The sequence below is a fragment of the Alteromonas sp. G4i35 genome (assembly GCF_054960375.1).
Window position 1 is genome coordinate 23406 of record NZ_JBHNZD010000004.1, and the last position, 12098, is coordinate 35503.

10 protein-coding genes are annotated in these 12098 nt (G+C 43.2%); 9 read left to right on the plus strand and 1 reads right to left on the minus strand.

Annotated elements, in window-relative coordinates; all coding sequences use genetic code 11:
* Window positions 1–55 precede the first annotated feature (55 nt).
* From flgJ to flgL, 3 genes are read left to right on the plus strand one after another with little or no spacing between them, the layout of a single operon-like run.
* Entirely contained in the window at window positions 56–1006 is a 951-nt protein-coding gene (gene flgJ / locus ACFI6L_RS03040) for a flagellar assembly peptidoglycan hydrolase FlgJ (RefSeq protein ID WP_462573401.1), read from the plus strand.
* A gap of 28 nt (window positions 1007–1034) precedes the next feature.
* Window positions 1035–3077: a flagellar hook-associated protein FlgK gene (gene flgK, locus ACFI6L_RS03045; RefSeq protein WP_342324611.1), complete on the plus strand. Its 2043-nt coding sequence runs from the start codon at window positions 1035–1037 to the stop codon at window positions 3075–3077.
* Between the two features lie 7 nt (window positions 3078–3084).
* Window positions 3085–4308 carry a flagellar hook-associated protein FlgL gene (flgL, locus tag ACFI6L_RS03050; protein WP_462573402.1) on the plus strand — a complete coding sequence of 408 codons (1224 nt, stop codon included), beginning with the start codon at window positions 3085–3087 and terminating at the stop codon, window positions 4306–4308.
* On the opposite strand, the gene ACFI6L_RS03055 is transcribed toward flgL, so the two are convergent.
* Entirely contained in the window at window positions 4305–5291 is a 987-nt protein-coding gene (locus ACFI6L_RS03055) for a hypothetical protein (protein ID WP_342324608.1), read from the minus strand. The genes flgL and ACFI6L_RS03055 overlap by 4 nt on opposite strands.
* 239 nt (window positions 5292–5530) lie before the next feature.
* Between ACFI6L_RS03055 and ACFI6L_RS03060 the strand changes: the two genes are divergently transcribed.
* The 6 genes from ACFI6L_RS03060 to fliS all read left to right on the plus strand — a co-directional run bounded on the left by ACFI6L_RS03060 (window position 5531) and on the right by fliS (window position 11869).
* The gene (locus tag ACFI6L_RS03060) at window positions 5531–6352 is read left to right on the plus strand and encodes a flagellin N-terminal helical domain-containing protein (protein ID WP_020743045.1); all 822 of its coding nucleotides are present in this window, start codon (window positions 5531–5533) and stop codon (window positions 6350–6352) included.
* A gap of 705 nt (window positions 6353–7057) precedes the next feature.
* Entirely contained in the window at window positions 7058–7882 is an 825-nt protein-coding gene (locus ACFI6L_RS03065) for a flagellin N-terminal helical domain-containing protein (protein WP_239258044.1), read from the plus strand.
* Window positions 7883–8606: 724 nt separating this feature from the next.
* Complete coding sequence (locus ACFI6L_RS03070; protein ID WP_020743047.1) at window positions 8607–9428, plus strand: flagellin N-terminal helical domain-containing protein; 822 nt, start codon at window positions 8607–8609, stop codon at window positions 9426–9428.
* Between the two features lie 91 nt (window positions 9429–9519).
* On the plus strand, window positions 9520–9987 hold the full coding sequence (locus tag ACFI6L_RS03075) for a flagellar protein FlaG (protein WP_342324604.1): 468 nt from the start codon (window positions 9520–9522) through the stop codon (window positions 9985–9987).
* A 10-nt stretch (window positions 9988–9997) separates the two neighbouring features.
* On the plus strand, window positions 9998–11425 hold the full coding sequence (gene fliD / locus ACFI6L_RS03080) for a flagellar filament capping protein FliD (protein WP_239258048.1): 1428 nt from the start codon (window positions 9998–10000) through the stop codon (window positions 11423–11425).
* 18 nt (window positions 11426–11443) lie between these two features.
* Window positions 11444–11869: a flagellar export chaperone FliS gene (fliS, locus tag ACFI6L_RS03085; protein WP_020743050.1), complete on the plus strand. Its 426-nt coding sequence runs from the start codon at window positions 11444–11446 to the stop codon at window positions 11867–11869.
* The last annotated feature ends 229 nt before the right edge of the window (window positions 11870–12098 follow it).

A 12098-nucleotide genomic window follows, 5' to 3' on the forward strand; every position in this document is an offset into this window, starting at 1 on the left:
GCAAAGAGCATTTACGAGACGTTAGTAAAAATAAGGTCACAGCGGAATAAGCACGATGGAATCACTTAGCACAAAAAGTCAGCTTGATATGGCTCGCAATGTCCACGATATGGGCAGCATAAACAAAATGCGTGAAGCCATTGCGTCGGGCGACGAGACGGTATTGCAAGAAGCCGCCCAGCAGTTTGAAGCGATATTTGTGCAGATGATGTTGAAATCAATGCGTAAAGCGCAAGATGCCCTTGCTGACGAAAATAGCCCATTTAATTCGCAGCAAGTTAAGTTTTATCGTGATATGCACGACCAACAGCTAGCGACAGACCTCACTTCCGGTGGCGGTTTAGGTCTCGCTGCTGTCATTGTTAAACAGTTAGGTCAAACTGAGGATAGCTATACGCCTGCCAGTGTAATCAGAAGTGACGGCGACTTATCATCACTTAACAGAAACCGTGTGTACAACGTAGCTGAGGCGCAGGATATTGCCCTTTCTTCACAGTCTATTCGCAGCCAGTCAGCACAAAAAGATGCCATGTTCGAAAGTCCCGAGCAGTTTGTAGAGAGCCTAATGCCAATAGCTGAGAAAGTGGCAGCAAAATACGGAATGGATCCTAAAGCAATAATTTCCCAAGCCGCGGTTGAAACCGGGTGGGGCAAATTTGTTATTCATAAAGCGGATGGGGAAAGCTCGCACAACTTATTTGGCATCAAAGCAAATAAGGGATGGCAAGGAGAGCAGGCTGTAGTCGACACGTTGGAATTTAACAATGGACTACCGCAAAAACAAAAGGCTGCTTTTAGGTCCTACTCGTCAGTAGAAGACGCAATGGAAGACTATGGACGCTTTATCACATCACAGCCTCGCTACAGCCATGCTGTCGAGAATGCTTCTGACGCAGCGCGCTATACCCATGCGCTTCAAGAAGCGGGCTACGCTACAGACCCTGAATACGCGCGCAAGATAATGGCAGTGTATAACAGCGATCGTCTCAGCGCGTTAATGCCGTAGTCGAGGGGCCATAGGTGAGGAGAATACAGTGAGTTCTGTTGATTTATATTCATTAGCCACAAGCGGCGTAAACGCTAGCAGCAAGTTACTTCAAACAACGAGTAACAATATCGCCAATGTCAACACGCCAGGCTATGTTCGCGAGCGCACTGAGCTTCAAAACAGCCAAGTTTTTGGTGTGGAGATCGGCAATACTGAGCGTATTATCAACGTTTTTGCACAAAATCAGCTGCGTCGCGACATAACAGCGGTAGGAGAACTGGAAGCCTTTTCTAGCAAAACAACGGCTATTGATAACCTGCTGGCAAGTGAAGCGAACTCAATTTCAAAAGGACTAAGTGAGTATTTCTCTGCTTTACAAACGGCAGCAGATGACCCAACCAATTTGGCGTCACGCGAACAAGTACTGAGCAAATCCGAGTCTTTGTATAACCGAATGAGAACGTTATCGGACTATATGCTAGAAAAAGAGGAAGAGCTCAACCTAGAGTTCACTTCGATGGTGAATCGAGCAAACACCTTGATTGGCAATATTGGCGACTTGAACCGCAACATAGTTATCGCCAATGGTAACAATACGAGCGATCAACCAAGCGCTCTGCTCAACGAAAGAGACCAGGCTATCGACGAGCTTGCTTCTATCATGGGTATTACGGTTATAGAGAGCACTACACAAAATGGTGCTGTGACCATTAATCTTACGTCAGGTGAGTCACTCGTTCTTGAAAACGGTGCATTCAACCTTTTTGAGTTAAGCTCTAGTGCGGATTTAACGACGAAAGAAATTAAGTTAGAAACTGACTTTGGCTCACAAACCAAAAACAACGCATCATTACGAATTTTGGAAAGTGATCTTGGCGGCGCATTGGGTGGGTTGTTTGAGTATCGCAATGAAGTGTTAGGGCCAACAATGCGTGATGTAGGTCAGCTCTCCGTCGCTTTCGCCGATGCAATGAATACTCAAAATAAATTGGGTATGGATTTAGACGGTCAAATCGGCACTAACATTTTCGATATTCCTTCGTTCAGAGGCTTAGCCTACGAAGATACCAATGGCGACTATGTTGTTACTGCGCAGATTACCGAGGGTAAAGGCGCTGAATTAACTGACGCCGATTATAAAATTGAAGTGACGGCAGTTTCTGCAGGTGTGCCCAGCGAAATAGAAATTACGTTTTTGAATCCAGATGGCACACCGAAAAAAGATGGTTCAGGTAATGACATTATTTTTTCAAACTTTGCTATATCGCCTGGTTTTAATGAACTGCCTGGTGGTATTGAAATAGACTTTGCGGGGAGCGACCCCTATACCATTGGCAACGAGTTTCTGATTCAGCCAACCAAAGACGTGGCTTCAAAGATAAGTTTAGCCTCCGACCGCCCCGAAGATTTGGCTTTTGCAAACCCAGTAAGAGCTGGGGCTGATAGCACTAACTTGGGCAGTGCCAACGTAACAGATGTAACTGTGTCAAATACGGAAGTGGGCACTTCTGCTTTTGATGGTGCGGGTGGCCTTTTAAATACAGCGCCAGCTCAAATTAGCTTTACCGCTGCAGATACCTACGAGGTATTAGATGGAAGCGGTACAGTGTTAGCAACTGTCACAGGAACAACAAATTTAAATAATCTTATTACTCAGGCAGGAATAAGCCCAGACCCTGGTTTTGATCTCAGTTTAGACGGTGTACCAAAAGCAGGGGATAGCTTTTCAATTAGCTATAATACAGATGGCTTTAACGACAACAGCAATGCGCTTAATTTAGCTGCTCTTCAGAATGAAAACAAAGTACAGGTGAGTAGCGAAGCGACGAATAGGCCTAGAACCTTTCAAGATGCCTATGCGTCTATGGTAGGACGCATTGGTGAAGATGCATCAATGGCCAGTGTCTCATTGGCTTCCGCTGAAGCGATGAAAGTACAGTCGCAAAACTGGTTTGAGTCTGTTTCAGGCGTAAGCTTAGACGAAGAAGCGGCAAACTTGATTAAGTACCAACAAAGCTATGCTGCCGCAGCACGAATTTTGTCTACGGCTCAAGAATTATTTAATACCATTTTGCAGTCAGCAAGGTAGGTGAGTTATGCGTATATCAACGAATCAAATTTATGATCAAAACATGCGCTCGATTATGCAAAATCAGGGCGACTTGGCGAAAACCCAAGAACAGCTAGCTTCCGGTAAACGCATTATCACGCCCAGCGACGATCCTGTTGGTGCAGCGAAGGTGCTGCGCTTAACTGAAGAAATTGATGAGCTTACTCAGTTTCAGCGTAATAATGATTTGGTAACGGGGTCGCTTGAACAGCAAGAGGCTGTGCTAACCAATATTACTGATTCAATTAACCGTGCACGCACGCTTATTGTCCAGGCTGGAAATGGGATCTTAGATGACCCTGATAAACGCGCCATTGGTGCGGAACTAGAGCAGATAAAACTTGAAGTGTTTGATCTGATGAACACACAGGATGCAGATGGCAATTATTTGTATGCGGGCTTCCAGTCGGGCAACCAGGCGTTTGAATACAACCCAGCAGCGGGTGGGAATGCCATTACCTTCGCAGGCGACCCTGGTGTAAGCTTTGTGCAGCTATCTAATAGCTCGAAGATTCAATCAACCAGTAACGGATATGAAGTTTTTGAAAACGTGCTATCGCGATTTAAATTTTCAGTTGATGGCACAACGGGGGCAACGGTAACTACTGCCTCTGTGAGACAGCAGGGAACATTTGATACCTTTTTTGACAAGAATTACGACCCTGTAAACGCAGGAAACAACGATTACCGCATTAATTTTCTAGCATCCGGACAAGCTGAGTTGGTCAACCAAGGTACTGGTGTCGTTATTGACACAGTGTCGTTTACGTCTGGTCAGCCGTTTACCACCAAGGGAATGGAATTTGATGCGACGGCCGTGCCTGGTGATAGTATAGATTTGTCTTTTAACGCACCGCAAAAGAAAAGCATGGCCCAGTCTATCCACGAAATTCAGACCATATTGATGGATTCCACAATAGACAATTCTGCACTTCAAGAATCGATAGCTGATGCACTAGTAGGATTGGATAACGGACTTGAGAAACTTTCTTTAGAACGGGCTTCCATCGGTAGCCGTTTGAATATCGCTGAGAGTACTTATGAAAGTAACCTTGATATGGAAATTGCGGCAAAAGCGCAGCGCTCATCTATTCAGGATGTAGACTACGCAGAGGCGTCTACTGAGTTCGCAAAGCAGGAAACGGCATTGAGTGCTGCGTTGGCTACTTTTCCTAAAGTAGCTAACTTATCGCTATTCGATTTCGTTTAGCGGTCATAATTTATCAAATCACTAACGCCGTTTAAGCGCGCCATATAAACTCTGGCTTGATTGTCGACATGGCTGGAGTAGTAAGAGATATAAAGATTGTCGCCTTCAATCACCAAGCCCGGATAACTTGTATCTCCTCCGCTTGGCAGCGTTTTTAGTTCAGTGAATATTTTAGTTACGCTATCAAATAGCCATACCCTGGTGGTAAATTGGTGTGAGCCCCAATCTATATGTCGTCCTGCAACGATATATAGGTTTTCACTTAACGCCACTGCGGCCGGACCGCCAATATAGATACCTAAATCATGCCACTGCCATTTGGTATACGGCGGTTTTGACGTACCAAATTGCGCACTGAAAGTATCGGCATCTCGTCTTAAAAATACCGAGGCGATTCCGTAATCATCAAACAAGATTGTGCTTTCATTGGGGTAACCTTTACCTTGTTTGCCCAAACAAAAAGCCTCCTCCTTGTGAACGTGCATTGAACGTGTAGGATCACCCTTATAGAGCGAAACTGAGTTCGCTCGTCGATTGTACGCAAAACCATAAGCTTCTGAGTTATAAAAAATATTGTTCCACAACCACCAACCGCTTCTACCGTGACTATTCCCTGTAGACCATGAATAGCCGGTGGTTGAGAAAAAAGTCACCATTTTTGTGACCACTTTTCTATTATCAAGGAAGGATTTTGCATAGGTAGTAAGCATGAGACGAGAGCCATCGTATGAGAACTTCGGATCTCGTAGGTCTGCATTATTCTCTCTAATAACTACTCTGTTGCGAACTTGAAACGAAGTTTTATCAAGAGTTAATACAATAACCACTCCGTCAGTACTGACATGGTCGGTAGCTTGTCGGTAACAGCACATCAAAGTTTTACGACTTTTGTCGAACGGATTTTCTATTAAATCAGTGAAAGCGCAATGGGTTGCAGGCTTGGATATGCGCTTTATGTTGAACAGCATCAAACTATTTTTCATGCCAAATCTCCCTTAAAAATCCACCAGTTATGTCGTGTCTTACCGTCAATCTACGGCAATATCTTACCGCCTATCGGCAAAAATCGTAATTTTTTCTAAAGGGATTCTAAATGATGTCGATACAGTTTCTGAGAGAGCCAGTTCATCAATTACCCCTCAGGTCTTGATGACTACTAAAACAAAACGTCGGCAATGCCGACAGCCAGCGCACGCTGGACTGAGAGTGTAGGAGAGACTTTATGTCTATGTTCGTTAATACCAATGTATCCTCATTGAATGCCCAGCGTCAGCTTTTTGATGTTAGTAATTCTTTGAGTACGTCTTTTGAGCGCCTTTCTTCAGGCTTCCGTATCAACAGCGCTGCTGATGATGCCGCAGGTTTGCAGATTACTGATCGCTTAACATCACAAATTCAAGGATTAGATCAAGCCGTTCGCAATGCGAACGACGCTATATCTCTTACTCAGACCGCTGAAGGTGCACTGGGTGAGACTACAAATGCCCTTCAGCGAATTCGTACTTTGGCAGTACAGTCACAAAACGGGATCAACAGCACGGCCGATAGGGTAGCACTGCAAGAGGAGGTATCAGCTCTTCGACAGGAAATGTCTCGAATCGGGAGCACTACAGAGTTTGGTGGTGTGTCGCTACTCGCCGGTGGCTTCTCTGCTACCTTCCTTGTAGGCGCGAATGCAAATCAGAAAATCAGTGTTAATTTGTCAAGAACGGGTGGATTTGGTGCCAACGGCCTATCAATTGATGGTGATGTCTTATCAGCAGGTGCTGCGTCAAGCATGTTGGCGGAAATAGATTCGGCATTATCCGTAATTGGGAGCACACGGGCAGAGTTGGGTGCGCTGCAAAACAGGTTTCAGTCAACGATAAGAAATTTAAGTAATATTTCTGAAAATGTATCTGCCGCGCGTTCTCAAATAAAGGATACAGATTTTGCCGCTGAGACTGCAAGTCTCACGAGAAATCAGATAATCCAGCAGGCAAGCACCACTGTGTTAGCTCAGGCTAACCAGCGCCCGCAGGCTGCATTACAGCTTCTAGGTTAATCATAATTAGCGTGAAGCCAGGAGGTAGTGCTCTAGTTCACGTGCGTTTTAAGCTGGTCTTTTCAAGGCCAGCTTTTTTATATCTCAGCCACTTAATTGTTATAAAGCCCGCCTACCCACACATTTGTGCCTTCAATCCATAGCCCCAACACTATGAAGTTTATAGGTTTTTTTATTGATTCTCTTTTTTATCTAAAAATTTGGAAAAACATCTAAAGTAAAAATAGATCTTTGACGATAACTAATACAAAGGGGAGATAAACGATGTTTTTATCCTCTACGCTTCTAAAGTTTATGTTTAAAAGCGTCAATAGCACCGTTTTAATTCAGGTTTATTTTAAGATTCTGAGTTTAAAAGTTAGGAAATACAGTGCTTTAAATCGACAAAAAGTCTTGAAAAAAATACTAAAGTAATTTCAAGTAAAGGTCGATAAAAGATGGAGTTTGTTGATAAATGATTAGAGCTGCCGACCGGCGAGAATAGAGCCAGGAGGTAGTGAGAGGTTTGAGGTTCTGGAACACCAAACCCACCGACCAGCAAAGAGAAGAAACTTCTCTATTTAGCAAGTTCCATTGGTAGTGTGCCAATGAAACGTCAGAATAAACTGACAGGGTTTTATAAGCACAGGTTATGCCAAATATTTAAATTAATTGCGCAAATAATAAAACCAATAGCGCCATACTCGAAACTGTTAGGAGAGACTCATGAGTCTATTTGTTAATACCAATGTGTCATCATTGAACGCCCAGCGTCAGCTGTTTAATACAAGCAATAATTTAAATACTGCATTTGAGCGTCTTTCGTCTGGTTTTCGTATTAACAGTGCTGCCGACGATGCTGCAGGACTTCAGATAACCGATCGGATGACTTCTCAAATTCAGGGGCTGGACCAGGCTGTAAGAAATGCAAATGATGGAATTTCTTTAGCACAAACTGCGGAAGGTGCATTGCAAGAAACAACCAACGCTCTTCAGCGTATACGGACGCTAGCTATTCAGTCACAGAACGGTATCAATAATACTGCAGACAGAGTTGCGCTGAACGAAGAAGTTGAAGCATTGAGAAATGAGATGTCTCGTATTGGTTCTACGACTGAATTTGGCGGCGTAAGTTTATTAACTGGAGGTTACTCTGCGTCTTTCTTAGTTGGAGCAAATGCTAATCAGAAAATTAGCATAAATCTCTCGAGGTCCGGTGGCTTTGGCGCTTCGGGTTTAGGAATCGATGGAGACGTACTTTCCGCAGGTGCCGCTTCTGCAATGCTGACCGATGTGGATGCCGCGCTGTCTATTATTGGGAGCACTCGCGCAGAGTTAGGGGCAACCCAAAATAGATTCCAGTCGACCATCCGTAACCTGAGCAATATATCCGAAAACGTTTCTGCTGCAAGGTCTCGCATCAAGGATACAGATTTTGCCACTGAAACGGCAGAATTGACCCGCAATCAGATATTACAGCAGGCAACAACTACAGTGTTGTCGCAAGCTAACCAGCGTCCACAAGCCGCGTTGTCGCTTCTTGGTGGATAAAGTTGAAGTTATAGGAAGGAGTTGAGAGGCCATCCTAAAAGTGAAAAGGACGGCTTTATTGCCGCCCTTTTAAATAGAATGCCGACCAACAGGTCCGAAAATGTAGAAGTGTTGGTTGAGAGGCCAGTTTAATCTACTAAGCCCTGTTAGCCGACAAAAACGAATTTTGCTCCATCTCCTAACGTGAGCAAATTGGCCGAGATGAACGTCTCGGCCTTTTTTATAATCGCCGAATCGTCTCACCAATCTCAAATTCCAGTAGAGCAACGCTAGAATCCATTTGGACTAATGCAATAATGGTACCAATTTTCTGTTTGTCTTCCTGGGTTCTGCTTCTAATTGTCGAAAAAATTATTTCATCTATCCCTAGTCGTAGCAAACAAGCCTCGTTGATGTATCTGAACCTCTATTGCTCGAATACTTTGTATCATTTGCCCAATTGAAGCGATGGTATAGGTTTCAACAAAAGCACTCTCATATCAGTGTATAACGTAATTTACGTGCATATTTTTATTATAAAAAACAGTAATTTAAATTATTGCCGAATTATTTATTCAAAATAATGAAAAAAAAGCTCAAGAACTTAAAGTTTGAGCCGATACCATTGTTGAGGGGTAATATACTTTTTTATTAATGATGGATTAGTAAGCGTAGTGACCTTGCTAGTTTTAACTGGAAAGAGCTGGCTGAAATACGTACGGTCAGGTCTCTTGGAGGTAGTAACATGTCTTTATTTGTAAATACTAACGTATCATCAATAAATGCACAGCGTCAGCTTTTTGACGTTAGTGATAAATTGAATACATCTTTTGAACGTCTTTCCTCAGGTTTTCGAATAAATAGTGCATCTGATGATGCTGCAGGCTTGCAGATTACTGACAGACTGACGTCACAAATTCAAGGTTTAGATCAAGCCGTAAGAAATGCCAACGATGCTATTTCGCTTACTCAAACTGCAGAGGGAGCGTTACAGGAGACAACTACATCTCTCCAGCGTATACGAACGCTTGCTGTACAATCGCAAAACGGTATAAACAGCACAGCTGATAGAAAAGCATTGCAAGAAGAGGTTTCGGCACTTCGTCAAGAAATTTCTCGAGTGGGAGCAACAACAGAATTCGGTGGCGTTACTTTGCTTGCAGGCGGCTTTTCCGCAAAATTTCTTGTTGGTGCAAACGCTAATCAGACGATTAGCGTGAACCTTTCAAGAACAGGTGGGTTTGGTGCTAATGGCTTATCGATAGATGGAGATGTCCTTTCTGCCGGTGGAGCATCTAGTATGCTTGCCGAAGTGGATGCTGCGCTGTCGGTATTGGGAGCTCAGCGTGCGGAGCTTGGCGCACTACAAAATCGTTTTCAATCAACAATCAGAAATTTAAGTAACATCTCAGAAAATGTTTCAGCGGCGCGTTCTCAGATAAAAGATACAGATTTCGCTGCTGAAACAGCGGCTTTGACTAGAAACCAGATAATTCAGCAGGCATCTGTTTCTGTACTTAGTCAGGCTAATCAGCGTCCACAAACCGCGCTGTCTTTGCTCGGGTAAGCTATACTCTAAAAGTCGCACAGTAATTCAGAAACGGGGGCCCGCTTTATTGCGAGCACTCGTTTTTGTGTTTTAGATGGGGAGATAGTTCGTGAAAATTCAAAATATGCAAGGTGGTCAAGTATTTGCTTCGCCCTCTATGGGGAGAGATGTCGAGCCTCAAATACGAGTAAAATCAGAGACTGGTGTTATTTCTCAAGAACTGGACAGTGAGAATAAGTCTAAAAACACAAATGCAGATGAACTTATAGCGAGTAATGATCAATTTTCTACTCAAGTAAGCCGAATAATCGCCGATAACGAGTCATCAGAAGCGAAAATTACGCTTGATGAGGCGACTAAGAAGGTAGAATCTTTTTTAAAGACTCAAAATCGGGATCTTGCATTTTCAATAGACGAGGAAACTAATCGCTCTGTGGTAATCGTGAAAGACGCGCAATCCGATGAGGTTATAAGACAGATTCCTTCTGAGGATGTTCTCGAACTCGCTGAAAGAATTAAAGACTTGCAAAACGATATTGGACAAACGGTAGGAATGTTCATTGATCAACAAGTCTGAGGGGTAAATTATGACGATACAATCATTAGGTGTTGGCTCAGGGCTAGCTTTAGATGATTTGGTACAACAGCTTATTTCGGCTGAAAGGCAGCCAAAGGAAGAAAGCTTAAACGCGAGAGAAGAGGCTGTAGAAGCCGAAATCTCTGGTCTAGGCCAAATAAAGTCTAAGCTATCTGAATTTAAAGATTCAGTAGACGAACTCCGCACTGATAGCGACATAAACGGTAGGGAACCAACCGTCAAAAACCCTTCAGAGGATAATGATGTTCTCTCTGCCGAAGCGTCTTCTTCTGCATTAAGAGGCAGTTATTCCATAACGGTGGATCAGTTGTCAGCAGGAAGCCGGATAACGACTAACGCTGGCGATTTTTCGTCGAGTTCAGACGCACTTTTATCTGGAGGAACCGGTTCTTTGACGTTCGCGGTAAATACAGATAAAAGCTTTACTATAACTGTCGATAGCACAACCTCGCTTGCAGACTTACGGGAGTTGGTAAACAATTCTGCTGATAACTTTGGTGTGACTGCTAATATTATTGAAACCGGAACTGCTGAAGGACCAAGACTTGTTTTTGTTTCAGAGGAGACCGGAGCAGGTAACGACCTCTCTATCACAAACGATAACGCAGAGCTGGACCGACTCTCGACGGGAGGAGGTGCGTCTAATATCTCAGCGAATAATATTGAGTTAGCAAAAAATGCCATTGCAACAGTAGACGGGATTACCGTTGAAAGTAGTAGCAACGAGTTTGACAATACTATTCAAAACGTTTCTTTCACTGTCAATGAGCTATCTCCTAAAGACGCTAATGGTGCAGCCCTCGCATCAACTTTAGGAATAGGTTTTGATAAAGAGGGATTGGAACAAAAAATTAGAGATTTCGTTGATAACTACAATGGGTTAATCGATGAAATTGGAAGGCTTACTCGATATGGCGAGTCAAGCCTAGAGGATGATGGAGCCTTGGCAGGCGACTCTCTTCTAAGAGGTATGCAATCTGGCCTTGCAAAAATAGTCAGTGAGAATGTAAGCAATTCTTCTCTGGGTGGGCTCTTCCGGCTTGGGGTAGAACTTGATAAAGATGGCAAGTTAGAGATTGGGTCTAGTGATTTTGGATTAGGCTCTGGAGAGGAGCGTCTTAAGGATGCGCTTGAAGATAATTTTGATGATATTGCAAAACTATTTACAGATGAGAATGAAGGAATTGCGGTAAGGATATACAATTTTGTCGATGAATTCTCTTCTTCTGACGGGCTTATCAGCTTGAGAGAAAAAAGTGCGAAGGAAAGTCGGGAAAACATCAATTCAGCCCGAGAAGCACTTGAATTACGCATGATCAGTTTTGAGCAAACTGTGAGATCAAAATATGTGAATTTAGACAAAACAGTTGCGCAGCTTAATCAAACTGGTTCTGCTCTATTTGCAGCGCTTATTTAAAAAATAATTGGAGTTACTATGTCATTACGAGGCATTAAGGCATATCAAAAAGGTAATCTGAAGCAAGATATTTCAACAGCGGACCCTCACAAACTCACGTTATTGTTAATTCAAGGTGCGTTAGATCGAATTGCCTATGCAAAGGGGGCAATAGAACGTAAGGATTTAGTTGCAAAATCGGGTTTTATATCTAAATCGACCTCTATCATCATGCACCTAAGAGATACTTTAGATTTTAATGCGGGCGGTGAAATCTCTAATAACTTATATTCTTTGTATAGCTATATTTTAGACAGAATTAATGAGGCGCATTTGCATAATTCGGTGGAGCCGTTGGATGAATCCTATAGTTTATTAGAGCCAATAAGAGATGCTTGGGCTCAGATACCCGAAAGCGCGAAGCAAGAAGCGTATGCGAACCAACAAAGAGAAAGTCTTGGATGAGTGAAGGCTTCACCGTCGACCTAAACCATCAGCATAGTCCACTGTTTTTGCGGATTGTCAATTGGAGAATTCAGCAGTACCTCCTAGACATTGATAGATTTTCGGAAGAGTTTGCTTACGCTACTCAACTTCGGCACAAAGTTGTTATAAGGGAGATAAAAAAACTCAGAGGTGAAGCTAGGCGAAATTTTGTAGAAAATGAGCTAAACGCCAATAGATACCTTGAAGA

Coding starts and splice junctions, on each gene's coding strand:
- flgJ (WP_462573401.1), top strand. CDS start 56: ATGGAATCACTTAGCACAAAAAGTCAGCTTGATATGGCTCGCAATGTC.
- flgL (WP_462573402.1), top strand. CDS start 3,085: ATGCGTATATCAACGAATCAAATTTATGATCAAAACATGCGCTCGATT.
- ACFI6L_RS03055 (WP_342324608.1), bottom strand. CDS start 5,291: ATGAAAAATAGTTTGATGCTGTTCAACATAAAGCGCATATCCAAGCCT.
- ACFI6L_RS03060 (WP_020743045.1), top strand. CDS start 5,531: ATGTCTATGTTCGTTAATACCAATGTATCCTCATTGAATGCCCAGCGT.
- ACFI6L_RS03065 (WP_239258044.1), top strand. CDS start 7,058: ATGAGTCTATTTGTTAATACCAATGTGTCATCATTGAACGCCCAGCGT.
- ACFI6L_RS03070 (WP_020743047.1), top strand. CDS start 8,607: ATGTCTTTATTTGTAAATACTAACGTATCATCAATAAATGCACAGCGT.
- fliD (WP_239258048.1), top strand. CDS start 9,998: ATGACGATACAATCATTAGGTGTTGGCTCAGGGCTAGCTTTAGATGAT.
- fliS (WP_020743050.1), top strand. CDS start 11,444: ATGTCATTACGAGGCATTAAGGCATATCAAAAAGGTAATCTGAAGCAA.